General features: G+C 73.3%; 20 protein-coding genes and 1 pseudogene. 18 read left to right on the top strand and 3 right to left on the bottom strand.

From position 1 onward, the window contains the following. The first annotated feature begins 6 nt into the window (after positions 1-6). The 7 genes and pseudogenes from H1D33_RS16730 to H1D33_RS16700 form a co-directional block, all read left to right on the top strand. Entirely contained in the window at positions 7-933 is a 927-nt protein-coding gene (locus tag H1D33_RS16730) for a bifunctional riboflavin kinase/FAD synthetase (protein WP_181572249.1), read from the top strand. 163 nt (positions 934-1,096) lie between these two features. After that, the gene (gene rpsO / locus H1D33_RS16725) at positions 1,097-1,366 is read left to right on the top strand and encodes a 30S ribosomal protein S15 (protein ID WP_013284678.1); all 270 of its coding nucleotides are present in this window, start codon (positions 1,097-1,099) and stop codon (positions 1,364-1,366) included. Positions 1,367-1,588: 222 nt separating this feature from the next. Further along, positions 1,589-3,949, top strand: a complete 2,361-nt coding sequence (locus H1D33_RS16720) for a polyribonucleotide nucleotidyltransferase (RefSeq protein ID WP_181572250.1) — start codon at positions 1,589-1,591, stop codon at positions 3,947-3,949. A 121-nt stretch (positions 3,950-4,070) separates the two neighbouring features. Beyond that, a complete protein-coding gene (locus H1D33_RS16715) occupies positions 4,071-5,402 on the top strand; it encodes a M16 family metallopeptidase (RefSeq protein ID WP_181572251.1) in 1,332 nt (443 codons plus the stop codon). A gap of 51 nt (positions 5,403-5,453) precedes the next feature. Beyond that, positions 5,454-6,227 (top strand): 4-hydroxy-tetrahydrodipicolinate reductase, encoded by a 774-nt coding sequence (dapB, locus tag H1D33_RS16710; protein WP_414685421.1) that lies wholly within the window; start codon positions 5,454-5,456, stop codon positions 6,225-6,227. A 74-nt stretch (positions 6,228-6,301) separates the two neighbouring features. Beyond that, the gene (locus H1D33_RS16705) at positions 6,302-7,228 is read left to right on the top strand and encodes a helix-turn-helix domain-containing protein (protein WP_181572252.1); all 927 of its coding nucleotides are present in this window, start codon (positions 6,302-6,304) and stop codon (positions 7,226-7,228) included. Positions 7,229-7,344: 116 nt separating this feature from the next. Next, positions 7,345-7,746, top strand: a pseudogene (locus tag H1D33_RS16700) (GNAT family N-acetyltransferase); the annotation flags it as partial. 179 nt (positions 7,747-7,925) lie between these two features. On the opposite strand, the gene H1D33_RS16695 reads toward H1D33_RS16700, so the two are convergent. Beyond that, positions 7,926-10,055, bottom strand: coding sequence for an amylo-alpha-1,6-glucosidase (locus H1D33_RS16695; RefSeq protein ID WP_307755202.1), 2,130 nt, complete (start codon positions 10,053-10,055; stop codon positions 7,926-7,928). 175 nt (positions 10,056-10,230) lie between these two features. Between H1D33_RS16695 and H1D33_RS16690 the strand changes: the two genes are divergently transcribed. The 4 genes from H1D33_RS16690 to H1D33_RS16675 all read left to right on the top strand — a co-directional run bounded on the left by H1D33_RS16690 (position 10,231) and on the right by H1D33_RS16675 (position 14,554). Then, on the top strand, positions 10,231-11,193 hold the full coding sequence (locus H1D33_RS16690) for a LacI family DNA-binding transcriptional regulator (protein ID WP_246412060.1): 963 nt from the start codon (positions 10,231-10,233) through the stop codon (positions 11,191-11,193). A 25-nt stretch (positions 11,194-11,218) separates the two neighbouring features. Next, on the top strand, positions 11,219-12,466 hold the full coding sequence (locus H1D33_RS16685; protein WP_181572255.1) for a sugar ABC transporter substrate-binding protein: 1,248 nt from the start codon (positions 11,219-11,221) through the stop codon (positions 12,464-12,466). A gap of 83 nt (positions 12,467-12,549) precedes the next feature. Further along, positions 12,550-13,668 (top strand): carbohydrate ABC transporter permease, encoded by a 1,119-nt coding sequence (locus tag H1D33_RS16680; RefSeq protein ID WP_181572256.1) that lies wholly within the window; start codon positions 12,550-12,552, stop codon positions 13,666-13,668. Between the two features lies 1 nt (position 13,669). Beyond that, positions 13,670-14,554 (top strand): carbohydrate ABC transporter permease, encoded by an 885-nt coding sequence (locus tag H1D33_RS16675; protein ID WP_181572257.1) that lies wholly within the window; start codon positions 13,670-13,672, stop codon positions 14,552-14,554. 79 nt (positions 14,555-14,633) lie between these two features. Here the strand turns inward: H1D33_RS16675 and H1D33_RS16670 are convergent, their stop codons facing one another. Then, positions 14,634-15,218, bottom strand: coding sequence for a GNAT family N-acetyltransferase (locus tag H1D33_RS16670; protein WP_181572258.1), 585 nt, complete (start codon positions 15,216-15,218; stop codon positions 14,634-14,636). Between the two features lie 35 nt (positions 15,219-15,253). Here H1D33_RS16670 and H1D33_RS16665 point away from each other — a divergent pair, with 35 nt between their 5' ends. Further along, entirely contained in the window at positions 15,254-16,438 is a 1,185-nt protein-coding gene (locus tag H1D33_RS16665) for a glycosyltransferase 87 family protein (RefSeq protein ID WP_181572259.1), read from the top strand. Here H1D33_RS16665 and H1D33_RS16660 read toward each other — a convergent pair. Further along, a complete protein-coding gene (locus tag H1D33_RS16660) occupies positions 16,414-16,965 on the bottom strand; it encodes a GNAT family N-acetyltransferase (protein WP_181572260.1) in 552 nt (183 codons plus the stop codon). The genes H1D33_RS16665 and H1D33_RS16660 overlap by 25 nt on opposite strands. Positions 16,966-17,047: 82 nt before the next feature. Here H1D33_RS16660 and H1D33_RS16655 point away from each other — a divergent pair, with 82 nt between their 5' ends. From H1D33_RS16655 to H1D33_RS16630, 6 genes are all read left to right on the top strand, one after another. After that, positions 17,048-18,277 (top strand): winged helix-turn-helix domain-containing protein, encoded by a 1,230-nt coding sequence (locus H1D33_RS16655; RefSeq protein ID WP_181572261.1) that lies wholly within the window; start codon positions 17,048-17,050, stop codon positions 18,275-18,277. Then, positions 18,267-18,905, top strand: coding sequence for a DUF2752 domain-containing protein (locus tag H1D33_RS16650; protein WP_181572262.1), 639 nt, complete (start codon positions 18,267-18,269; stop codon positions 18,903-18,905). The genes H1D33_RS16655 and H1D33_RS16650 overlap by 11 nt, the downstream gene beginning before the upstream one ends. Positions 18,906-19,380: 475 nt before the next feature. After that, positions 19,381-20,118, top strand: coding sequence for an FAD-dependent thymidylate synthase (gene thyX, locus H1D33_RS16645; RefSeq protein ID WP_181572706.1), 738 nt, complete (start codon positions 19,381-19,383; stop codon positions 20,116-20,118). 52 nt (positions 20,119-20,170) lie between these two features. Next, complete coding sequence (dapA, locus tag H1D33_RS16640; protein ID WP_181572263.1) at positions 20,171-21,097, top strand: 4-hydroxy-tetrahydrodipicolinate synthase; 927 nt, start codon at positions 20,171-20,173, stop codon at positions 21,095-21,097. 51 nt (positions 21,098-21,148) lie between these two features. Next, positions 21,149-22,837, top strand: coding sequence for a ribonuclease J (locus tag H1D33_RS16635; protein ID WP_181572264.1), 1,689 nt, complete (start codon positions 21,149-21,151; stop codon positions 22,835-22,837). A gap of 174 nt (positions 22,838-23,011) precedes the next feature. Next, positions 23,012-24,574: a S1 family peptidase gene (locus H1D33_RS16630; RefSeq protein WP_181572265.1), complete on the top strand. Its 1,563-nt coding sequence runs from the start codon at positions 23,012-23,014 to the stop codon at positions 24,572-24,574. The last annotated feature ends 13 nt before the right edge of the window (positions 24,575-24,587 follow it).

The raw sequence follows: 24,587 nt of genomic DNA, 5'->3' as shown, positions 1-24,587 counted from the left end.
AGCGGCATGCAGCGGTGGCGGGGGTACGAGGCGGCGCCCGGCGGCTGGGGGCGTTCGGTGGTCACCATCGGGGTCTTCGACGGGGTGCACCAGGGGCACCAGGCCACCATCGGTCACGCTGTGGCGCGCGCCCGGGAACTGGGCGTCAAGTCGGTGGTGGTGACGTTCGACCCGCACCCGGCCGAGGTGGTGCGCCCCGGCTCGCACCCGGCGGTGCTCACCGAACCGGCCCGCAAGGCCGAGTTGATCGAGGCGCTCGGCGCGGACGTGCTCTGCGTGGTGCCGTTCACCGCCGAGTTCTCCCGGCTGCCGGCCGAGGCGTTCGTGCACGACATCCTGGTCGAGCACCTGCACGCCGCGCTGGTGGTGGTCGGCGACAACTTCCGGTTCGGGCACCGGGCGGCCGGCGACGTGGCCCTGCTGGAGCGGCTGGGCCGCACGTTCGGCTTCGGCGTGGAGGGCGCGCCGCTGGTCGCCGAGGCGGGCACGGTCTTCTCCTCCACGTACATCCGGTCCTGCGTCGACGCGGGCGACGTGCGGGCGGCGGCGGCCGCGCTGGGCCGGCCGCACCGGGTCGAGGGCGTGGTGGTCCGCGGCGACCAGCGCGGACGTGAGCTGGGTTACCCCACCGCCAACCTGCTGACCCACCGGTACGCGGCGGTGCCCGCCGACGGGGTGTACGCGGCCCGGCTGGTGCGCCGTGGCGGCGAGCCGCTCGCGGCGGCGGTCTCCATCGGCACCAACCCGACGTTCTCCGGCCGGGAGCGCCGGGTGGAGGCGTACGCGCTGGACTTCAGCGGCGACCTGTACGGCGAGCGGCTGGCCCTGGACTTCGTGGCGCACCTGCGCGAGCAACGGACGTACGACGCGATCGAACCGCTGGTCGCCCAGATCGCCGAGGACGTGGAGCGCACCCGCCGGGTGGTGTCCTGACCGCATGCCGGGCCGGGGCTGGTAGGCTGACGGGGACGTCGGCTGACCGACGGGGGCCTCGCGTGCCTGCACGACGCCGCGGGTGCGAGGAACCGGTCCGTCGCACCGGTCACCACGACCGCTCCGACGAACCTCATCGAACCACCCACGAAACAGGGAGAACATGGCGCTCGACCAGGAAGCCAAGGCCAAGATCCGCCAGGAGTACGCGACCGCCGAGGGCGACACCGGTTCGCCGGAGGTGCAGGTCGCGGTCCTGACCAAGCGGATCGCGGAGCTGACCGAGCACCTGAAGGTGCACAAGCACGACCACCACAGCCGCCGTGGGCTGCTGCTGCTGGTCGGCCGGCGCCGTCGGCTGCTCAACTACGTCCAGAAGAAGGACATCAACCGCTACCGGTCGCTCATCGAGCGGCTCGGCCTGCGCCGATGACCTGACGGGGGAGTGGCCACTCGGCCGCTCCCCCGTTCCGGTACCACCAGAACCAACCCCGGCCGCGCGACGACCCGAGAGGGAGCCGGTCAGCACCGGTCTCCGGTAGTGGCCCCCGGGAATCCCGGCAGATGCCGGCCCACCCGGGCGCTTCGATCGAAGACCGGCCGCCTGAGCAGTTCCCGTGTCGTCGGCCGACGACGCGAAGGAGCACCACAGCACATGACCGAGACCAACCTCGGCACCGAATCCCGCACCGCCGTGATCGACAACGGGTCCTTCGGCACCCGTGAGATCACCTTCTCCACCGGCCGGCTGGCCCGGCAGGCCGCCGGCTCCGTCGTCGCCCAGCTCGGCGAGACGGTCGTCCTCTCCGCCACCACCGCCGGCAAGCAGCCGCGCGAGTCGTTCGACTTCTTCCCGCTGACCGTCGACGTCGAGGAGCGGATGTACGCCGCGGGCCGGATCCCCGGCTCGTTCTTCCGCCGCGAGGGCCGGCCCAGCGAGGACGCCATCCTCACCTGCCGGCTGATCGACCGGCCGCTGCGCCCGTCGTTCGTCAAGGGCCTGCGCAACGAGGTCCAGGTCGTCGAGACCGTGCTGGCGCTCGACCCGCAGCACCCGTACGACGTGGTGGCCATCAACGCCGCCTCGATGTCGACCAAGCTCTCCGGCCTGCCGTTCTCCGGCCCGATCGGGGCGACCCGGGTCGCGCACGTGGACGGCCAGTGGGTCGCCTTCCCGACCCTGGAGGAGCTGGCCCGCGCCACCTTCGACATGGTCGTGGCCGGTCGCACCCTCGCCGACGGCGAGGTCGCGATCATGATGGTCGAGGCCGAGGCCACCCCGAACGCGGTGGCCCTGATCTCGGACGGCGCCACCGCGCCGACCGAGGAGATCGTGGCCAGCGGCCTGGAGGCCGCCAAGCCGGCCATCCGTGAGCTGTGCCGGGCGCAGAGCGAGCTGGCCGAGGTGGCCGCCAAGCCGGTCAGCGAGTTCCCGGTGTTCCTGGACTACCAGGACGACGTGTACGACGCGGTGGCCGACGTGGCCCGCGCCGACGTCACCGAGGCGCTCAAGATCGCCGGCAAGGCCGACCGCGAGGAGGCCCTGGACCGGATCAAGGCCAAGGTCGCCGAGGAGCTGACCGGTCGGTTCGAGGGTCGCGAGAAGGAGCTGTCCGCCGCGTTCCGCTCGCTGACCAAGTCCGAGGTCCGCAACCGGGTGCTGCGCGAGCAGGTCCGCATCGACGGCCGCGGCCCGCGTGACATCCGTCCGCTGAGCGCCGAGGTCGGCGTGCTGCCGCGGGTGCACGGCTCGGCGCTGTTCGAGCGCGGCGAGACCCAGATCCTGGGCGTCACCACGCTGAACATGCTGCGCATGGAGCAGATGGTGGACACGCTGTCCCCGGAGAACCGCAAGCGCTACATGCACAACTACAACTTCCCGCCGTACTCGACCGGTGAGACCGGCCGGGTCGGCTCGCCGAAGCGTCGCGAGATCGGTCACGGCGCGCTGGCCGAGCGGGCGCTGATCCCGGTGCTGCCGTCGCGCGAGGAGTTCCCGTACGCCATCCGGCAGGTCTCCGAGGCGCTCGGCTCCAACGGCTCCACCTCGATGGGCTCGGTCTGCGCCTCGACGCTGGGCCTGCTCTCGGCCGGTGTGCCGTTGAAGGCGCCGGTCGCCGGCATCGCCATGGGCCTCATCTCGGACGAGGTCGACGGCAAGACCCAGTACGTGACGCTGACCGACATCCTCGGCGCCGAGGACGCGTTCGGCGACATGGACTTCAAGGTCGCCGGCACCCGTGACTTCGTCACCGCGCTGCAGCTCGACACCAAGCTCGACGGCATCCCGTCGGACGTGCTGGCCGCCGCGCTCCAGCAGGCGCACGAGGCCCGGCAGACCATCCTCGACGTGATGCAGCGGGCCATCGAGGCGCCGGCCGAGATGTCGGACTACGCGCCGCGGGTCACCACCGTCAAGATCCCGGTCGACAAGATCGGCATGGTGATCGGCCCGAAGGGCCAGACCATCAACGCCATCCAGGACGAGACCGGCGCCGAGATCTCCATCGAGGACGACGGCACCATCTACGTCGGCGCGACCAACGGCCCGTCGGCCCAGGCCGCGGTGGACCGGATCAACGGCATCGCCAACCCGACCCTGCCGAAGGTGGGCGAGCGGTTCCTCGGCACGGTGGTGAAGACCGCCGCGTTCGGCGCCTTCATCTCGCTGCTGCCGGGCCGCGACGGCCTGCTGCACATCTCCAAGGTGGGCGACGGCAAGCGGGTCGAGAAGGTCGAGGACTTCCTCAACGTCGGCGACAAGGTCGAGGTCGAGATCGCGGACATCGACGCCCGCGGCAAGATCTACCTGGACAAGATCCGTCCGGAGGGCGCCGAGGCGCCGGCCGCCGGTGAGGCCGCCGGTGGCGAGCGTCCGGCCGGCCGGGACCGCGGCGGCGACCGTGGCCCGCGCGGTGACCGCGGCGGTGACCGTGGTGGCGACCGTGGCGGCGAGCGCCGCTCGGAGGGTGGCGAGGGCGGCGACCGGCCGCGTCGCCGCACCCGGCACAGCTGATCACCGACCGGCCCGGGTGACGTACGCGTCGCCCGGGCCGGCCCACGGCTCCAGGTCGCGCGGCGGGCTGGAGCCGTCGTTCGTCCCACCCACCCTTCGTGGCACGGAGAGCAGGTCTGTCGTGAGTTCGTCCTCCCCGGCACGGGCGGTCACCCGCACCCTCAGCGACGACCCGCTCGGCGGCACCGTCCGCCGCACCGTGCTGCCCAGCGGCCTGCGGGTGCTCACCGAGGCGATCCCGGCGATGCGCAGCGTCTCGTTCGGCATCTGGGTGGCGGTCGGCTCCCGGGACGAGACCGGGCCGCAGGCCGGCGCCGCGCACTTCCTGGAGCACCTGCTCTTCAAGGGCACCAGGAAGCGCAGCGCGCTGGAGATCTCGTCCGAGATCGAGGCGGTGGGCGGCGAGACCAACGCGTTCACCACGAAGGAATACACCTGCTACTACGCGCGGGTGCTGGACGAGGACCTGCCGCTGGCCATCGACGTGATGTGCGACGCGGTCGCCGACTCGGTGCTGGCCGCCGCCGACGTGGAGACCGAGCGCGGCGTCATCCTCGAAGAGATCGCCATGCACGACGACGAGCCCGGTGACGAGGTGCACGACCTCTTCGCCCGCGCGATCTACGGCGACCACCCGCTGGGCCGGCTGATCTCCGGCACCGAGGAGACGGTCACGCCGATGACCCGGCGGCAGATCCAGGGCTTCTACCGCAGCCGGTACACCGCGCCGCAGATCGTCATCGCCGCCGCCGGCAACCTCGACCACGCCGCCGTGGTCAAGCTGGTCCGGCAGGCGCTGCGCGGCACCCCGCTGGACACCGACCCGGCCACGCCGGCGCCGCACCGGGCGACCGCCCCGGCGGTACGCGTGCAGCCGGCCACCACCCTGGTCGAGCCGAAGGAGACCGAGCAGGCGCACGTGCTGCTCGGCTGCCCGGCCATCGACCGCACCGACGACCGGCGCTTCGCGTTGGGCGTGCTCAACAACGTGCTCGGCGGCGGCATGTCCAGCCGGCTGTTCCAGGAGATCCGGGAGCAGCGGGGGCTCGCCTACTCGGTCTACTCCTACGCCAGCCAGTACGCGGACAGCGGCGTGTTCGCCGTCTACGCCGGCTGCGCGCCCGGCAAGGTGGACGAGGTGCTGGACCTGACCCGCGCCGAGCTGGCCCGGGTGGCGGCCGAGGGGATCACCGAGGCCGAGCTGGCCCGGGGCAAGGGGATGAGCAAGGGTTCCTTCGTGCTGGGGCTGGAGGACACCGGGTCGCGGATGAGCCGGCTGGCCAAGGGTGAGCTGCTCTACGGCAACCTGATGCCCGTCGACGAGCTGCTGGCCCGGGTGGACGCGGTGACGCTCGCCGACGTGAACGACCTGGCCGCCGAGCTGCTCGCCCGGCCGATGTCGCTGGCCGTGGTCGGCCCGTTCGAGTCCGGCGCGTTCACCGTCGGTCGTTGAGCCGGCCGACCGCCGGGTGAGGCCCGTCCCGATTGGGATAGGTTGTGCCCCGTGACTGACGTGCGGGAGAAGGGCCCGGCCGCGGCGGCCCGGGTCGGCGTGCTGGGTGCCCGGGGCCGGATGGGCATGGAGGTCTGCAAGGCGGTCGACGCCGCCGCCGACCTGGAGCTGGCCGCGGCCGTGGACCAGGGCGACGACCTGACCGAGGTCGCCGACGCCCGCGCCGGCGTGGTCGTCGACTTCACCACCCCCGACGCCGTCATGGACAACCTGCGCTGGTGCGTCGAGCGGGGCATCCACGCCGTGGTGGGCACCACCGGCTTTACCGAGCGGCGGCTGGACCAGGTGCGCGACTGGCTGGCCGACCGCCCCAGGGTGGGCGTGGTGGTCGCGCCCAACTTCGGCATCGGCGCGGTGCTGATGATGCAGTTCGCGGCCCGCGCCGCCCGGCACTTCGAGTCCGTCGAGATCGTCGAGCAGCACCACCCGCGCAAGCTGGACGCGCCCAGCGGCACCGCCACCCACACCGCCCGGCTGATCGCGGCGGCCCGCGCCGAGGCCGGGCTGGGTCCCGCGCCGGACGCCACCCGCGACGAGGTGGCCGGCGCCCGGGGCGCCGACATCGACGGGGTACGCGTGCACGCGGTCCGCGCCACCGGCCTGGTCGCCCACCAGGAGGTGCTGTTCGGCACCACCGGCGAGACGCTGACCATCCGGCACGACTCGTACGACCGGGCCTCGTTCATGCCCGGCGTGCTGCTGGCGGTGCGCGAGGTTCCCCGCCGGCCCGGCCTCACCGTCGGCCTGGACGCCCTGCTCGACTGAGGCGCCGCGCGGCGCCCCGCAGGTGCGCAACGGCGATCAAGCGGCACCGCACCCGGCGGGTGCAGGCTGAACGCATGAACCGGAACGACGGACTCACCGGCCTCCTCGACGTCCTGCAGGCCGCGCTCGACGATCCGGCGGCGAGCCCGTCGGGTCTGGCCGCACGGGTCCACCTGTCCCGGTTCCACTTCGACCGGCTGGTCGCCGCGGCCACCGGGGAACCGCCGGGCGCGCTGCGCCGACGGCTGCTCCTGGAACGCGCGGCGCACCGGCTCGTCACCAGCGACCGGACCGTCCTCGACATCGCGGTCGAGGCCGGGTACGGCTCGCACGAGGCGTTCACCCGCGCCTTCCAGCGGTCGTACGGCCTTGCCCCGACCGCGGTCCGGCGGCGCCCACCGCTGGTCTTCCGCGAGCTGGAGCTGCCCTGCCCCAGCGGCGTCCACTTCCAACCGCCCGGTGGCCTCCGGCTGCCGGCCGCACGTCAGGAGACCCCGATGAACGTGCTCCAACACTTGGTCGACCACCACGTCGAGACCCTCACCGCGATCATCGACCGCGCGGGCGGCCTCGACGAGCAGGTCCTCGACCGTCCGGTCACCGTGTCCGTGGAGACGATCGACGACGACCCGACGCTCCGCTCGCTGATCAACGCGATGGTCACGCAGGAGGAACACTGGCTGTCGGCGTTGCGCGGCGGCGACTGGCCCGACGAGAGCGACCGGTCGGTGCGCGGCCTGGCCGCCCGGCACGCGGTCGCCGGGCGGGACTGGCGGGCGTTCGTCGCCCGGACGCTCGCCGACGGCACCCTCGCGGACACCTTCGTCGACACCACCTGCACGCCCCCGACCACCCACACGCTGGGTGGCACCATCGGCCACGTGATCACCTTCGCCGCGGTACGCCGGACCCTGGCGATCGGCGCCCTGCGCAGCGCCGGGGTCACCGACCTCGGCGCCGGCGATCCCCGCCCGTACCTCGACCACGCCGCCCGCGCGTAAGGCGGGGGCCCCGGTTAACGCATTCTGCATAACCGGGGCCCCCGCCCAACCCTCCTGCCGCCGGGGCTCCGTGAAATGGATGGTCGGCGGGTGGGGGCGGTCCTAGGCTGACCGCCATGATCGACTCTGGAGAGCGTGACCGCCTCGGCCGCCGGGTGACCCTGCGGCCGGTGGGCGACGACAACTGGCGGCCGGTGGCCGACGTGGCCCCGCGCGACGACCAGCGCGGCTTCGTGCCGGCCCTGGCCGCCCGTTACCTGCTGCTCACCACGCACTCGGACGTCTGGACCTCGCTCGCCGTGTACGCCGACGAGACCGTGGTGGGGCACGTCATGTGGGGGGTGGACGACGACGGCTCCCGCTGGATCGGCGGCATGGTGATCGACGCCGCCGAGCAGGGCCGGGGCCTGGGCCGCGCCACGGTGCGCACGCTCGCCGGCTGGCTGGCCGAGGCGGGCCACCCGGTCCGCCTGAGCTACCACCCGGACAACACCGCCGCCGCGGCCCTCTACACCTCCCTGGGCTTCCACCCCACCGGCGCCACGGAGGACGACGAACTGGTGGCCGAACTCCCCCCTCCTGACACCCCCCCCCGGTGGTCGCTCAAGAAGTTCGCGCCGCCCGTACCCACCTACCCAGCCGTCGATCATGAAGTTGGCGGCGGTGAGGGAGATCCACAAGGCCGCCAACTTCATGATCAACGCGCCTGGGGGTGCGGGGTGGGGTGCGGGGTGGGGGTGGGGAAGGGGGCGGCGGGGGTGGGGATGTGGGCGGGCTTGAGGGAGGGTGGCAGGTCGGTCAGGGTGGGGTGGCCGGTGTGGTCGACCGACGCGGTGACCGGGGTGCCGGCGATGCGCAGGCCGGTCGCGCTCAGCGCACCCAGCTCGGGGCCGGCCAGCGGGCGCAGGTCGACCCGGCCGTTCGGCACGTCGGGATAGACGCCCAGCCCGGCCTGGAGCAGCAGCACCGCCGCCGCCGCCGACCAGGCCTGCGGGCGGCAGGCGGCCGGGTAGGGCACCGGCCGGCCGAGCGCCGCCCGGTCGTCGCCGCCGTACAGCTCGGGCAGGCGGTAGTCGAACGCCTCGGCGGCGGTGAGCAGGCCGTCGGCGAGCCGGAGCGCCGCCGCCCGGTGCCCGTCGCGGGCCAGCCCGGCGAGCACGATCGCGGTGTCGTGCGCCCAGATCGAACCGCAGTGGTACGACAGCGGGCTGAAGCCGGCGTCGTCGGTGGACATGGTGCGCAGCCCGAAGCCGCCGGCCATCGCCTCGGTGGAGAGCAGCGCCGCGACCTGGGCCGACTCGGCGTCGGACAGCAGCCCGGTGCCGAGCAGGTGACCGATGTTGCTGGTCAGTGAGTCCACCGGGCGCTTGTCCCGGTCCAGGGCCAGCGCGGGCTGCGGGCCGTGCCGGCCGTCGACCCAGAACGTGGACCGGAACCGCTCGGCGAGCCGGTCGGCGTAGTCGCGCCAGCGGTCGGCGCCCGGGCGGCCGAACGCGTCCAGCAGGTTCGCGCCGTCGGTCGCCGCCTGGTACGCGTACCCCTGCACCTCGGCCAGCACGATCGGCGGCGCGGCCAGCCGGCCGTCGCGGAAGCGCACCGCGTCGCCGGAGTCCTTCCAACCCTGGTTGGCGAGGCCGTGGCCGGTGGTGTCGACGTACTCGACGAAGCCGTCGCCGTCGGCGTCGGCGTGCTCGTCGAGCCAGCGCAGCGCCGCCTCCAGGTGCGGCAGCAGCGGCTCGACCTGGTCGGCGGGCAGGCCCCAGCGCCAGGCGTCGTGCAGCAGGTCGACCCAGAGCATCGTCGCGTCGACCGTGCCGTAGTAGGCCGGCGGGAGCCGCAGCCCCTGGTTCGGGGCGAACTCGTGCCGGCGCAGCTCGTGCAGGATCTTGCCGGGCTGCTCGCCGGTGGCCGGGTCGACCCGGGTGCCCTGCCGGCGGGCCAGCACCCGCAGCGTGCCGGCGGCCAGGTCGGTGCCGAGCGGCAGCATCATCCGGGCGGCCCAGAGGCTGTCCCGGCCGAAGAGGGTGAGGAACCAGGGCACGCCGGCGCCGAGGAAGACGTCCTCGGGGTGGGCCGGTTCGGCCAGCCGCAACCCGCGCAGGTCGGCCAGGGAGCGGTCGAGCAGCCGCAGCAGGCGGCGGTCGTCGGCGTCGACGCGTGGCTCGGCCCAGCTCGCCTCGGCCGGCGCCGCGGTCACCACCGCCCGCGGGTCGGTGACCGCGAGCCGCCAGCGCAGCGTGACCGAGGTGCCCGGGTCGACGGTGACCGGCCAGCTCAGGCGGGGTGCGACGGCGCGCTCGTCGGTGGCGTCCACGGTGGCGTCCTCGCCGGTCACGGTGACGGTGAGACCGTCGGCGGCCCACCGCACCCCACCCGGTCCGCCGGTGGTTGCCGCCAGCGGGGTGACCGGGCGGCCGATCTTGACCTGCTCGATCGGGGCGAGGTCGCAGGCCAGGTCGACGGTGACGGTGGTGCGGACCGGCTCGGCGGTGGTGGCGGAGACGACGATCTCCTCGGTGAGCCCGCTCGGGCCGGCCTGCCGGGTGCGCTCGACCCGGACGGTCGGGTCGGGGGTGGGGTCGCCGAGCCAGCGGGCCAGGCCGACGAAGCGGGCGTCGTGCGGGCCGGTGGCGCCGCCGGCGATCGGCTCCGGCTCCCGCCCGTCGAGGCGCAGCTCGGCACGGGAGAGCACCCGGGCGTCGGCGTGGAAGACGCCCTGGACACCGTGCGGCCGGAGCTGACCGGCCGCGTCGCCCAGCGCGCTGGTGGGGGCGTGCACCACGCCGACCAGGTCGTGCAGCAGCGGTTGGAGGTGGCGTTCGGTCATCGGGGGGACTCCTGGTGCTGATCGGTGGCGACGAACGTCTTGACAGATGGCCGTGGCCGGGTGCACAGTGCGAAACATTCCAGAAACTTTGAACGTTCTAATCCTGCCCCATCGGGATTGGATCGTTCAAGGCGGCGAGAGGGATTTCGTGGGAGAAAAGGTAACCATCGCAACGGTGGCCCGGCACGCCCAGGTCAGCCGGCAGACCGTCTCCAACGTGCTCAACGCGCCGCACATCGTCCGCGAGGACACCCGGCAACGGGTGCGCGAGGCGATCGCGGCGCTCGGCTACCGGGCCAACCAGGCCGCCCGGCAGATGCGGACCGGCCGGTCCCGGCTCATCGCCGTCCGGATCGAACCCACCCGCGACGGCATCAACGGCTCGGTCCTCGACCGCTTCCTGCACGGCCTCACCGAGACCGCCGACGCCGCCGGCTACCGGGTCATGCTCTACACCGCCCGCGGCGACGAACAGGAGATCGCCACCTACGACGACCTGCTCGGCGCGTACGACCTGGACGCGTTCGTGCTCACCGGCACCAAGCACGGCGACCCGCGTACCGCGTGGCTGGCCGAACGGAACGTGCCGTTCGTGACCTTCGGCCGGCCCTGGGACACCCCCGAGGCGCACCCCTGGGTCGACGTCGACGGCGCCGCCGGGACCGCACAGGCCACCCGGCACCTGCTCGCCGCCGGGCACCGCCGGATCGCCTTCGTCGGCTGGCCCGCCGGCTCGGGCGTCGGCGACGACAGGCGCGCCGGCTGGCGTACCACGATGGCGGAGGTCGGCCTGGACGGCGCCGCACCGGACCGCGCCACCGAGGACGGCATCGCCCAGGGCGAGCGCGAGTCGCGCGCGCTGCTCGCCCTCGACGCGCCGCCGACCGCGGTGGTCTGCGCCAGCGACTCGCTCGCCCTCGGCGCGTGGCAGGCCGCCCGTGACACGGCGACCGACCTCGCCGTCGTCGGCTTCGACGACACCCCGGTGGCCGCCGCGGTCGGGCTGAGCAGCGTCAGCCAACCGCTCGGCGAGGCCGCCGCCCGCTGTGTCGAGCTGCTCACCGGGCTGCTCGACGGACAGCAGCGCGACCCCCGACTGCTGCTGAATCCCTCGCTGGTGCTCCGGCACTCGGCGTGATCCCATCCCCCACCAGGAGAAACAGATGACACCTCGGATTCTCACCCGGGCCGCGGTGGCCGGCGTCGCCGCCGTCGCCCTGCTCGGCTCCGCCGCCTGCGGCAGCGGCTTCGACGACTCGGCCGACGACGCCAAGCAGTCCAGCGGCCCGGCCAACCTGCAGATCCTGATCGGCTCGTCCGGCGACGCCGAGACCAAGGCCGTCAAGGACGCCGCCGCCGCGTGGGCCGGCTCCTCCGGCAACAGCGCCACCGTCACCCCGGCGCAGGACCTCACCCAGCAGCTCGGCCAGGCGCTGGCCGGCGGCACCCCGCCGGACGTGTTCTACGTCGACGCGGCCCGCTTCGCCGACTACGCCAGCGTCGGCGCGCTGGAGCCGTACGGCGACAAGGTGAACAACTCCGACGACTTCTACGAGAGCCTGCGCACCGCGTTCACCTACGACGGCAAGCTCTACTGCGCGCCGAAGGACTTCTCCACCCTGGCCCTACAGATCAACACCGACCTGTGGACCAAGGCCGGGCTGACCGACGCCGACGTGCCGACCACCTGGGACCAGCTCACCGCCGTCAGCCAGAAGATCAAGGCGAAGGGCCAGGTCGCGATCGCGCTCGGCGACACCCGGGACCGCATCGGCGCGTTCCTGGTGCAGAACGGCGGCTGGCTGATGAGCAAGGACGGCAAGCAGCCGACCGCGGACACCCCGGAGAACCTCCAGGCGCTGCAGTACGTCAAGTCGCTGCTCACCAACGGCTACGCGAAGTTCCCGAAGCAGCTCGACGCCGGCTGGTCCGGTGAGGCGTTCGGCAAGGGCAAGGCCGTCATGACGATCGAGGGCAACTGGATCAAGGGCGCCCTGCAGAACGACTTCCCGAACGTGAAGTACAAGGTGGTGCCGCTGCCGGCCGGGCCGAAGGGCCAGGGCACGCTCTCCTTCACCCAGTGCTGGGGCATCGCCGCCAAGTCCAAGTACAAGGAGCAGGCGATCAAGTTCGTCGAGGCGATGACCGCCGGCGAGCAGCAGATCGGCTTCGCCAAGGCGTTCGGCGTGATGCCGTCCCGCCAGTCGGTCCGCGACCAGTACACCGGCGCCTTCCCGGCGGACAAGCCGTTCATCGACGGCGTCGAGTACGCCCAGGGCCCGGTCAACGCGCCGAAGATGGACAGCGTGCTGCGTGACCTGGAGGCCGGCCTGCAGGGCCTGGCCACCGGCGACCCGAAGACCATCCTGGCCAACTTCGACAAGAACGCCAAGGCGGCGCTCGGCGGCTGAGGTGTTTGGAGGGGCCCCTTGTTAACAGACGGGTGTTAATAGGGGGCCCCTCCTTACACCTCCCCCGAGCGAAGGAGGAGGGAATGGCAACGGACACGCTCGCCGCGCCGGGCACCGCGCCGGCCGGCCCGCCGCGCCGCCGTACCGGCGGCATCCGCAGCAACGAGAACGTCGCCGGCTGGCTCTTCGTCGCGCCGGTGATCCTGATCCTCGGGCTCTTCATGCTGCTGCCGATCCTGATGGCGCTCTGGGTGAGCCTCACCGGGTGGAACGGCCAGGGCAGCCCGTTCACCGGCGACGTGCCGTTCGTCGGCGGCGACAACTACAGCCGGCTGTTCACCGAGGACGGGCTCGCCCGCCGCGACTTCATGACCGCCATCCGCAACAACATCTACTACGTCGGGATCGTGGTGCCGGTGCAGACCGTGCTCGCGCTCGGTCTCGCCCTGGTGGTCAACAACCGGCTGCTCAAGGGGAAGGGATTCTTCCGCAGCGCGTTCTACTTCCCCTCGGTCACCAGCTCGGTGGCGATCAGCGTGGTGTTCCTCTTCCTGTTCGCCAACTCCGGCGCGGTCAACCGGCTGCTCGGCCTGCTCGGCATGGACGGGCCGGAGTGGTTCGCGGACGGCCGCGGCGTGCTGCACCTGCTGCTCGGCGCGTTCGGCGTGGACAGCCCGCCGGCCGCGCTCACCTCCGGCGGCCCGTTCGGGCTGACCTGGTGGGACTGGCTCTCCGGGCCGAGCGTCGCGATGACGTCGATCATCTGCCTGGTCATCTGGACCACCTCGGGCACGTTCATGCTGATGTACCTGGCCGCGTTGCAGAACGTCCCGGTGGCGCTGGACGAGGCCGGCATGCTCGACGGGGCGAGCCGTTGGCAGCGCTTCCGGTACGTCACCCTGCCGCTGCTCAAGCCCACCACGTTCCTGGTGGTCACGCTGGGACTGATCGGCTCCTGGCAGGTCTTCGACCAGGTGTACGTGATGAGCCAGGGCGACCCGGCCAAGACCACGCTCACCCCGGCGTACCTGTCGTACCGGACCGCGTTCCGGGACTTCGACTACGGCTCCGGCGCGGCCATCTCGTTCGTGCTGTTCCTGATCATCATCGTGCTCACCCTGTTCCAGCGCCGGCTGATGGCCGACCGGGACGGTCCCCGGCGTGGCCGGTGGTGGCGTCGACGCGTACCGGAGGGGTCCTGACATGGCCGTGCTGACCGACCGGCCGGCGCCCGTCGCGCGCCGCGCCGACCGTGGGCCCCGCGCCCGGGTCAACCGCTTCCTCGGGTACGGCGTCCTGATCTTCTTCGGGCTGGTCTTCCTCTACCCGTTCGTGATCCAGCTCGCGAACTCGCTGAAGACCGAGCCGGACGCGGCGGCCAACCCGCTCTCGCCGGTGCCCGACCCGCTCACCCTGGCCGGCTTCGAGCGGATCTTCGCGGGCACCGCCTTCCCGCTCTGGCTCGGCAACTCGCTGCTGGTCACCGTGGTGGTGACGCTCGGCCGGGTGTTCCTCGACTCGCTCGCCGGCTACGCGCTGGCCCGGCTGCGGTTCCGCGGCAGGGCGGGGCTGTTCGCCGCCGTCATCGCGGTGATGGCGGTGCCGGGCGTGGTGCTGCTGATCCCGAAGTTCCTGGTGCTCAAGCAGATCGGCCTCTACGACAGCTACGCCGGCCTGATCGTGCCGCTGCTCGCCGACGCGGCCGGCGTCTTCATCATGAAGCAGTTCTTCGAGTCGATCCCGGTGAGCATGGAGGAGGCGGCCCGGATCGACGGCGCCGGCGTGTTCCGCACGTTCTGGTCGGTGGTCCTGCCGATGGCCCGACCGGCCCTGATCACGCTGACCATCCTGTCGTTCCAGGGCTCCTGGAACGAGTTCCCGCACAGCCTCGTCTCGGTGCAGGACCCGGACCTGTTCACGCTGCCGCGTGGGCTCGCCGACCTGGTCAGCGGCTCGCTCGGCAAGGGCACGCAGTATCCGCTGAAGCTCGGTGCGGCGCTGCTGGCCACCATCCCGGTGGCGGTGCTCTTCGTGATCTTCCAGCGCTACTTCGTCCGCGGCGCCAACGAGGGGGCGGACAAGGGCTGACCGGCGGCCGGCGGTCCCGCCCCGTGCCGGGACCGCCGGTCTGCGCCGTCAGACGTCAGACCGGCGGGCGGGCGGAAACTCATCGCTGCGCCGGAACATTTTCCTCCGGGACGCCGACGTGCAGGCGGAGCTGCGGGACCAGCATGTCGTCCACGTCCAGCGCCCGGGTCGCGCCGTCCGGCTCCCAGCCGGTCGAGCCGAGGAACGCCCGGGTCGCCGCGTCCGCGTCGAACGCCCACGCCACCGCGCGGCCGAAGCCGTCCGCGCGCCAGTGCTCGACGGCGGCGGCGAGCAGCCGGCTGCCGTGTCCGCGCCGGCCCCAGCGCGGCTCGACCAGCAGGTCCGTCACCGCCACCACGCCCGACGCGAGCGCGTCCGCCGGCTCGCCCGGTGCGAGCGCCTCGGCATCGGCCGGACCGGAGGCGGCGAACCCCACCAGATACGATTGCGCGGCCTGTTCGACGGCGACCAGCACCCGGTGCGCGCCCGAGGGCGGCTCCTGCACCGCCGCGCCCCACCGCCGGGCGAGGTACGCCTCGTCCAGGTTGTCGAGCACGTGCCGGGGCAGGATCCGGCGGTACGCGACCCGCCAGGTCGCGAGCTGGATGCGGGCGATCTCGGCGACGTCCTCGGGACGCGCGGGGCGGACGTAGCCTTCAGCCATGGCACGTGAGCCTACGCAGGGCGAGGAGGGTGACGGTGGCGCAGGGTGCCGGGCGGACGACCGCGCAGGTCGTCACCGTGGCGGCGCTCGCCGCGGCGGTCACCGTGTTCCTCTCCGTGGCGGCGGTCCGGCACGGCTTCTTCGACCTGCGGGTCTACTACGGCGCGCTGACCTACTGGACCCGTGACGGCGGGGAGATCTACGACTTCCTCAAGGCCGGCACCCAGTACGGCTTCACCTATCCGCCGTTCGCCGCGCTGGTCATGCTGCCGATGGCGTACCTGCCGTGGACCGCCGCGATCGTGGTCAGCGTCGCCGCGACGGTCGTGGTCAGCGCCGTGGTGATCTGGTGGCTGCTGGACCCGGTGGCCCGTCGCTCCGGCTGGACCCGGTGGTTCACCCTCGCGGTCGCGCTCTGCCTGGCCGCCGCGTACGAGCCGATGCGGGAGACGGTCAACTTCGGCCAGGTCAACATGCTGCTGCTGTTCCTGGTGGCGGTGGACCTGCTGCGGCTGCTGCCGGCCGGCAACCGCTGGGCCGGCGTGGGCATCGGCCTGGCCACCGCGATCAAGCTGACCCCCGGCATCTTCATCGTCTACCTGCTGGTCACCGGCCGCTGGCGGGCCGCCGCGACGGCGGTCGGCTCGGCCGCCGTCGCCACGCTGGTGGCCGCCGGGCTCTTCCCGGACGCCTCCCGGGAGTTCTGGACCGAGGCGTTGTGGAACACCGACCGGGTCGGCGAGCTGGCGTTCGTCTCCAACCAGTCGCTGCGCGGGGTGGTGGCCCGGCTCGACCCGGAGCACCCGAGCACGGTGGCCTGGCTGGTGCTCGTGCTGGCCACGCTGGCGATCTGGGGCTGGCGCTGCCGGGCCGCGGTGGCCGCCGGCGACGAGGCCGCCGGCCTGGCCCTGACCGGCGCGGTGATGTGCCTGGTCAGCCCGGTGACCTGGGTGCACCACCTGGTCTGGCTGCTGCCCGGGTTGATCCTGCTGGTCGACAACGGCACGGCGGCGCCCGCGCGCAGCCGCCGGCGCCGCGTGCTGCTGGCCGCCGCGCTGATCGGGTACGCGTTGCTGTGCAGCCGCATCGTCTGGTCCTGGGAGAAGGACTTCACCGGCGTGGACGGCTTCCTGGGCAGCAACACCTACGTCTGGATCAGCCTGGCGCTGCTGCTCGGCCTGCCGATCCGGCCGGGTCAGCCGTCGAGCCGGCCGGTGTAGCGCAGCTCCCGGAGCAGGACCGGATCCTGCCCGCCGTGCAGCGGCACCGGATAGGCGGACTCCTCCCCGTCCGGTGAGTGCCCGGCCCGCTCGTAGAAGCGGCGGGCCCGGGCGTTGTCGGCGAGCACCCACAGCCGGTAGTCCGTCCATCCCCGCTCGGCCAGCCCGGCCCGCGCCGCCGCGAGCAGCGCCCGGCCGGCGCCCGAACCCCAGTGCGCCGGCTCCAGGTAGATGGCCAGCAGTTCCCCGTGCGCCGGGTCGAGGTCGCCACGGTCCTGGTTGTTCCGGTACGGCCCGAACGTGGTGAAGCCGGCGAGCACCCCGTCGGCCTCGGCGACCAGCGTGGTGAACGGGTGCTCCGGGTCGGCGGTGCCGAGGTCGCGGCGGCGCTGCGCCCAGGCGCGCGGGTTGAGCCGGCCCAGCACCTCGTCCGGCATGATCCCGGCGTACCCGGCCTGCCAGCCGTGGATGTGCACCCGGGCGATCGCCTCGGCGTCGTCCGGCTCCTCCCGACGGATGGTGAGCACCTGTGTAGTTGTATGCCCGGACGGGCGAGGGGTCCAGCCGCCGCTCCGGCGGTGTCGGAGGAGTGGATTAGGGTCGCCGACGATGGCCGCACCGGAATCGCTCTCGCTCGCCCAGGCCCGCCGGGTCGCCCTGGCCGCCCAGGGTTTCGCCGACCCGCCGCCCACCGGCGTGCCGACCCGCCGGCACCTGCGCCGGGTGCTCGACCGGGTCGGGTTGATCCAGATGGACTCGGTCAACGTGCTCCAGCGCGCGCACTACCTGCCGCTCTACAGCCGGCTCGGGCCCTACCCGACCGCCCTGCTCGACGCCGCCGCCTACCGCCGCCCCCGTGAGCTGTTCGAATACTGGGCGCACGAGGCGTCACTGGTCCCGGTCGGGCTGCACCCGGCGCTGCGCTGGCGGATGGCCAAGGCGCGTGACGACGCCTGGGGCGGGATGCGCCGGATCGCCCAGGAGCAACCCGAGCTGGTGGCGTGGGTGCGCGACGAGGTGGCCGCCCGCGGCCCGCTCACCGCGGCCGAGATCGAGCACGACGCGCCCCGGGAGACCGGCAACTGGGGCTGGAACTGGTCGACCGTGAAGCGGGCGTTGGAGTTCCTCTTCTGGTCCGGCGAGGTCACCGCCGCCGACCGCACCAGCTCGTTCGCCCGCCGCTACGACCTGCCCGAGCGGGTCCTGCCGGCGGCGGTGCTGGACGCGCCCACCCCCACCGACGCGGACGCCCACCGCGCCCTGGTGTCGATCGCCGCCCGGTCGCTCGGCGTCGCCGCCGAGCCGGAGCTGCGCGACTACTTCCGGCTGCCGGTGGCCGGGGCCCGCCGGGCGCTCGCCGAGCTGGTCGAGGCGGGCGAGCTGACCCCGGTCGCGGTGCAGGGCTGGCGGCAGCCGGCCTACCTGCACGCCGAGGCCCGGCTGCCCCGCTGGGTGCGGGGCAGCACCCTGGTCAGCCCGTTCGACCCGCTGGTGTGGGAGCGGGCCCGCGCCGAGCGGCTGTTCGGCTTCACCTACCGCATCGAGATCTACGTGCCGGCGCCCCAGCGGGTCCACGGCTACTACGTGCTGCCGTTCCGGCAGGGCGAGCGCTTCACCGCGCGGGTCGACCTCAAGGCCGACCGGAAGGCCGGCGTGCTGCTGGTGCCGGCCGCGTGGGCCGAGCCGGGCGTCGACGTGGGGGAGACCGCGATGGCGCTCGCCGCCGAGCTGCACCGGCTCGCCGGCTGGCTCGGCCTGGACGCGGTCGCCGCGCCCGCCGCCGGTGACCTGGCCCCCGCGCTGACCGCCGCGTTGGTGGGCGTGGCGGGTGTACGGTGAGCGCGTGACGAGCGTCGACCGGCCGGCCACCGCGCCCGCCCCGCCCGCCGAGTCGCCCGGGCCCGCCGCCCCGCACGCGCACCCCGGGCCCGCCGAGCCGCATCCGTATGCCGGGCCTGCCGACCCGCACGCGCATGCCGGGGCTCCGTGGCCGGCCGGGGTGGCCTACCAGCCGGTCGAGCCGGACCGGTTCACCCGGGCGGTGCTGCGCCTGCACGCCCGCGCCCCGCGCTGGGCGGTGCCGCTGGCCGCGCTCGGGTGCGTCGGCCTCGGCATCACCTACGCGCTGATCAGCGATCCCACCCAGAGCGACCCGGACGCCCGGCCGACCTGCCTGCTCAAGCTCACCACCGGGCTGGACTGTCCGGGCTGCGGTGGCACTCGCGCCCTCTGGTACGTGCTGCACGGCGACCTGCCGGCCGCCGCCCGGCACCATTTCCTGTTCGTCTTCGCGCTGCCGTTCCTGGCCTGGCTCTTCGTCGCCTGGGCCGGCAACCGGGCGTTCGGCTGGCGGCTGCCCGAGTTGCGGCTCAGCCCGAAGGTGATCGGCGTGTTCCTGGCCGCCTGGGCGGTCTTCTCGGTGGCCCGCAACCTGCCCTGGGCGCCGTTCCCCTCGCTATACGTCTGACGGCACCGCTCCGCACGACGTGGTGGCGCGTCGTGCCGGCCGGTGGACGCCCCGCTTCCCGAGCCCTTTCGAGCTGAGTCGTCCCCGCTATCACGTTTCCCGGCGCCGTCAGGTCCTCGGCGTCACCTGCCCCGCGCAAATCCCGCCGGCGGATCGCGATCTCCTGCAATCTGAGAGTTGTGTTCCACAATTCGAGAGCGCCAAAGATCTTGGTACGAAATGGCCCCTGGAGGGGCCGATTCGCACCAAGATCTCGAAGCCGAAGCCGAAGCCGAAGCCGAAGCCGAAGCCGAAGCCGAAGCCGAAGCCGAAGCCGGTGATGTCACCGACGACTCAGCTCCAAAGGCGCGTCAAAGAGGGGAGCACCGGGCCGCGCGAGACCCTGGCCGCGGCGCGGATGCGACGGTGCCGACCCGGCCGCGTGCCCGATTTCCTCGGCGAGCGGGCGGCAACTACAGTCCTCGGCATGCCGGAGATGGTGCAGCCCCAGGTCAAACTGATCGCGTGGACACAGTTCCAGGCGCCGGACGAGGTGCCCTGGTCGACCGACGCCGACGGTGGGCAGGCGCTCGCCGAGTTCGCCGGGCGGGCCTGCTACCAGAGCTGGAAGAAGCCGAACCCGGCCACCGCGACCAACGCCGGCTACCTGGCGCACATCCTCGACGTCGGCCACCTGAGCGTGCTGGAGCACGGCTCGGTGAGCTTCTACTTCAGCGGCGTCTCCCGGTCGTTCACCCACGAGCTGATCCGGCACCGGCACTTCTCCTACTCCCAGCTCTCCCAGCGCTACGTGCCCGAGCGGGACGCGGCGATGGTCGAGCCGGCGGTGATCGCCGAGGACCCGGAGCTGCACAAGCGGTTCGTCGAGGCGTCCGAGGCGGCGGTGCGGGCGTACACCGATCTGCTGGAGGGGTTGGAGGCCCGCTTCACCGACGAGCCCAACCCGACGCTGCGCCGCAAGCAGGCCCGGCAGGCGGCCCGGGCGGTGCTGCCGAACGCGACCGAGACCCGGATCGTGGTGACCGGCAACTACCGGGCCTGGCGGCACTTCGTGAAGATGCGCGCCACCGAGCACGCCGACGTGGAGATCCGCGAGTTGGCCGTGGAGTGCCTGCGCCAGCTCCAGGGCGTGGCGCCGAACGTGTTCGCCGACTTCGTGATCTCCACGCTGCCGGACGGCACCGAGGTGGCGGCGTCGCCGCACGCCGAGTGACTCGTCGCCCTTCGCCGCCGGGGCACCGGTGCTCGTCCGCTAGGTTGTGAGCATGACGCACGACCACTCCGCCGCCCCGGACCGAGGCCCGTCGCGCCCGTTCGGGCGGGTGATCACGGCCATGGTGACGCCGTTCACCCCCGACGGCGCGCTCGACCTCGACGGCGCGGCCCGGCTGGCCCGCCACCTCGTCGACGAGCAGGGCAACGACGCGCTGGTGCTCAACGGCACCACCGGCGAGTCGCCGACCACCACCGACGCGGAGAAGGAGACCCTGGTCCGCGCCGTGGTCGAGGCGGTCGGCGACCGGGCCCGGATCGTCGCCGGGGTGGGCACCAACGACACCCGGCACACCGTCGAGCTGGCCGCGCAGGCCGAGAAGGCCGGCGCACACGGCCTGCTGGTGGTCACGCCGTACTACAACAAGCCGCCGCAGGCCGGGCTGCTGCACCACTTCACCACCGTCGCGGACGCCACCGGGCTGCCGGTCATGCTCTACGACATCCCGCACCGCTCCGGCGTGGCGATCGCCACCGAGACGCTGGTGAAGCTGGCCGAGCACGGGCGGATCGTCGCGGTCAAGGACGCCAAGGGCGACCTGATCGCCACCTCGGAGGTGCTGGCCCGCAGCGACCTCGCGTTCTACAGCGGCGAGGACGCGCTGACCCTGCCGTTCCTGTCGATCGGCGCGGTCGGCGTGGTCGGCACGTCCACGCACTTCACGGGCGCGCCGACGAAGCAGATGATCGAGGCGTTCGACGCGGGCGACACCGCCGGCGCGCTCGCGCTGCACCGCCGGCTGCTGCCGCTGTACACCGGAATCTTCCGCACCCAGGGCACGATCCTGGTCAAGGCCGGCCTCGCGGCCCAGGGCCTGCCGGCCGGCCCGGTGCGACCGCCGCTGGTGCCCGCCACCGGCGACGAACTGGCCCAGCTGCGCGCCGACTGCGCAGCGGCGGGCCTGCCCCTGCCCGAATGACCCGACGAAACGACGGACGCCGCACGACGGCGTCGCAGAATGAGGTGACGCGTGACCGAGGCGCACATCGAGGGTGAGCTGCCCCCGCCGCTGCCGGAAGGCGGCCTGCGGATCATCCCGCTCGGCGGACTCGGCGCCATCGGCCGGAACATGACCGTCTTCGAGTACGACGGCAAGCTGCTCATCGTCGACTGCGGGGTGCTCTTCCCCGACGTCGAGCAGCCGGGCGTGGACCTGATCCTGCCCGACTTCGGCCCGATCCTGGACCGGCTGGCCGACGTGCAGGCGATCGTGCTCACCCACGGCCACGAGGACCACATCGGCGCGGTGCCGTACCTGCTCGCCCACAAGCCGGACATCCCGCTCGTCGGGTCCCAGTTCACCCTGGCCCTGGTCGAGGCGAAGCTGGCCGAGCGGCGGATCCAGCCCTACACGCTGACCGTGCGGGAGGGCGGCCGGGAACGGCTCGGCCCGTTCGAGTGCGAGTTCTTCGCGGTGAACCACTCGATCCCGGACGCGCTCGCGGTGGCCATCCGCACCCCGGCCGGCCTGGTGCTGCACACCGGCGACTTCAAGATGGACCAGCTTCCGCTGGACGGCCGGATCACCGACCTGGCCGGCTTCGCCCGGCTCGGCGCCGAGGGCGTCGACCTGCTGCTGTCCGACTCCACCAACGCGGAGATCCCCGGCTTCGTCACCCCGGAGCGGGAGATCGGGCCGGTGCTCGACTCGATCTTCGCGAAGGCCAAGGGGCGGATCATCGTCGCCTCGTTCGCCTCGCACGTGCACCGGGTGCAGCAGGTCTTCGACTCGGCGCTCGAGCACGGCCGCAAGGTGGCGCTGATCGGCCGGTCCATGGTCCGCAACATGGGCATCGCCCGTGACCTGGGCCTGCTCAACATCCCGGCCGGCCTGGTGGTCGGGATCGAGGAGGCCACCAACCTGCCGCCCGAGCAGATCGTGCTGATGTCCACCGGTTCGCAGGGCGAGCCGATGAGCGCGCTCGGCCGGATGGCCAGCGGCGACCACCGGCACATCACCATCGCGCCGGGTGACACCGTGGTGCTGGCGTCGTCGCTGGTCCCCGGCAACGAGACCTCGGTCTACCGGGTGATCAACCGGCTGGCCCGGGCCGGCGCCGTGGTGGTGCACAAGGACGTGGCGAAGGTGCACGTCTCCGGTCACGCCCCGGCCGGCGAGCTGCTCTACCTGCTCAACGTGGTGCGGCCGAGCAACCTGATGCCGGTGCACGGCGAGTGGCGGCACCTGCGCGCGCACGCCCGCCTCGGCATCGAATCAGGCGTCGCGCCGGACCGGGTGGTGCTCTGCGAGGACGGCGACGTGGTCGACCTGGTCGAGGGCCGGGCCAGCCTGGTGGGGCACGTGCGCAGCCGCTACGTCTACGTCGACGGCCTCGCCGTGGGCGACGTCAGCGAGTCGCTGCTCACCGAGCGGCGGATCCTCGGCGACGGCGGTTTCATCGCCACCACCGTGGTGGTCGACTCGGTCACCGGCAAGGTGGTCGCCGGCCCGACCGTGTCGGCGAAGGGCTTCTCCGAGGACCCGGAGGCGTTCAACCCGGTGGTGCCGCTGGTCACCGAGGCGCTCAACCGGGCCGCCGCGGACGGCATCACCGACCCGCACCAGCTCCAGCAGATCGTCCGACGCACGGTCGGTCGGTGGGTCAACGACGCGTACCGCCGCCGTCCGATGATCGTCCCGACCGTCGTCGAGGTCTGACCCGACAGGCTCGCGCGCCGGTCCACCGTCCGCGGTGGGCCGGCGCCGTCGCGTTCCGGGTACGCTCCGACACGCTGCGTCGAAACCCCGCGCCGCCGTTCAACCGATCGGCGGACGTCTCCGTACTCCCGGTCGACCGGCGTGCCCCCGCGCCGGTCGGGAGGAGCGTGGCGGATGGACCGCAGACGGATGACAGCCATCGGCGTCGTGGTGGCGGCGGCCGGACTGACGGCGGCGGTGACGCTGCCGTCGTTCGCCGGTGAGGAACCCCGACGGGCCGCGCCGGCGGCCGACGGCGTCGCCCCGGAGGTCCTGGACGCGCTCGGCCGTGACCTCTCGCTCACCCGTGACCAGGCGGCCCGCCGGCTGAAGACCGAACGGTGGGCGGCCGGCACGGTCACCAGGCTGCGCACCGAACTCGGCGCCGACTACGGCGGGAGCTGGCTCAGCGCCGACGGCGCCACGCTCAACGTGGCGGTGGCCGACCCGGCCGCCGAGGCGCGGGTGAAGGCGGCCGGCGCGGTGCCGAAACGGGTCGCGCGCCCGGTGGCCGAGCTGGACGCGGTCAAGAGCCGGCTGGACGCCGCCGGCGCCGACGCCAGCCCGGACATCGCCGGCTGGTACGTCGACGTGGCGACCAACTCCGTGGTGGTGGTCGCCCGCCCCGGCGCGGAGGCGGCCGGCCGCCGGTTCGCCGCCGCCGGTGGCACGGGCACCGGCCCGGTGCGGGTGCGGACCGCCGACGAGGCCCCCCGGCCGCTCTTCGACGTGCGGGGCGGCGACGCCTACTTCATCAACAACGCCGGCCGCTGCTCGGTCGGCTTCTCGGTGATCGGCGGCTTCGTCACCGCCGGGCACTGCGGCCGGCCGGGGGACCGGACCACGGGGTCGAACCGGGTCGCCCAGGGCACGTTCTCGGCCTCGTCGTTCCCCGGTGACGACTGGGGCGTGGTCGAGGTCAACGGCGACTGGACGCCGCAGGGCGTGGTCAACGACTTCAACGGTGGAACGGTGCCGGTGAACGGCTCCACCGAGGCCCCGGTGGGCGCTTCGATCTGCCGCTCCGGCTCCACCACCGGCACCCGGTGCGGCGTGGTGCAGGCCAAGAACGCCACGGTCAACTATCCGGAGGGGACGGTCACCGGGCTGACCCGTACCGACGTCTGCGCCGAGCCGGGCGACTCCGGTGGCGCGTGGCTCTCCGGCGACCAGGCGCAGGGCGTGACCTCGGGCGGCTCCGGCGACTGCACCCGGGGCGGCGTCACGTTCTTCCAGCCGGTCAACGAGATCCTCCAGCGCAACAACCTGACCCTGGTCACCGCCGGCGGCCAGCAGGCGCCCGCGGAGCCGCCCGCCGGTGGCGGCGAGACCGCCCCGCCGGCCAGCGTGCCGCCCGGTGGCGGCGAGACCGCCCCGCCCGCCGACGCCAGCGAGTGCACCGGCCAGGTGAGCCGCACCGCCCGGATCGCCGCCGGCCGCGCCGCCACGCAGCCGGACGGCCGCTTCTTCCGGGTGGCCGGCGGTACGCAGGAGGCCTGCGTCGTCGCCCCGGACGGCGCCCGCGTGGTGCTGGAGCTGCAGCGCTTCACCGGCGGCACGTTCCGCACCGTGGCCCGCGCCGACAACGCCGACGGCATGGCGAAGCTGACCGCCGACACCCCGGCCGGCGCCTACCGCTACCGGGTCGTCGGCCTGGCCGGCTCCGGCGAGTACACGCTGGCGTTCTCCGCCCGCTGACCGCCACCGCCGG

Origin of the sequence: Micromonospora ferruginea (assembly GCF_013694245.2) — a bacterium.
Lineage (GTDB): Bacteria > Actinomycetota > Actinomycetes > Mycobacteriales > Micromonosporaceae > Micromonospora > Micromonospora robiginosa.
Note: the sequence above shows the minus strand (reverse complement) of the source record. Positions and strands in the feature narration are given on the sequence as shown.

What these genes read in the sequence shown, in the direction of transcription:
- H1D33_RS16730 (WP_181572249.1), top strand. Translation starts at nt 7, where the DNA reads ATGCAGCGGTGGCGGGGGTACGAGGCGGCGCCCGGCGGCTGGGGGCGT.
- rpsO (WP_013284678.1), top strand. Translation starts at nt 1,097, where the DNA reads ATGGCGCTCGACCAGGAAGCCAAGGCCAAGATCCGCCAGGAGTACGCG.
- H1D33_RS16720 (WP_181572250.1), top strand. Translation starts at nt 1,589, where the DNA reads ATGACCGAGACCAACCTCGGCACCGAATCCCGCACCGCCGTGATCGAC.
- H1D33_RS16705 (WP_181572252.1), top strand. Translation starts at nt 6,302, where the DNA reads ATGAACCGGAACGACGGACTCACCGGCCTCCTCGACGTCCTGCAGGCC.
- H1D33_RS16695 (WP_307755202.1), bottom strand. Translation starts at nt 10,055, where the DNA reads ATGACCGAACGCCACCTCCAACCGCTGCTGCACGACCTGGTCGGCGTG.
- H1D33_RS16685 (WP_181572255.1), top strand. Translation starts at nt 11,219, where the DNA reads ATGACACCTCGGATTCTCACCCGGGCCGCGGTGGCCGGCGTCGCCGCC.
- H1D33_RS16680 (WP_181572256.1), top strand. Translation starts at nt 12,550, where the DNA reads ATGGCAACGGACACGCTCGCCGCGCCGGGCACCGCGCCGGCCGGCCCG.
- H1D33_RS16675 (WP_181572257.1), top strand. Translation starts at nt 13,670, where the DNA reads ATGGCCGTGCTGACCGACCGGCCGGCGCCCGTCGCGCGCCGCGCCGAC.
- H1D33_RS16670 (WP_181572258.1), bottom strand. Translation starts at nt 15,218, where the DNA reads ATGGCTGAAGGCTACGTCCGCCCCGCGCGTCCCGAGGACGTCGCCGAG.
- H1D33_RS16655 (WP_181572261.1), top strand. Translation starts at nt 17,048, where the DNA reads ATGGCCGCACCGGAATCGCTCTCGCTCGCCCAGGCCCGCCGGGTCGCC.
- thyX (WP_181572706.1), top strand. Translation starts at nt 19,381, where the DNA reads ATGGTGCAGCCCCAGGTCAAACTGATCGCGTGGACACAGTTCCAGGCG.
- dapA (WP_181572263.1), top strand. Translation starts at nt 20,171, where the DNA reads ATGACGCACGACCACTCCGCCGCCCCGGACCGAGGCCCGTCGCGCCCG.
- H1D33_RS16630 (WP_181572265.1), top strand. Translation starts at nt 23,012, where the DNA reads ATGGACCGCAGACGGATGACAGCCATCGGCGTCGTGGTGGCGGCGGCC.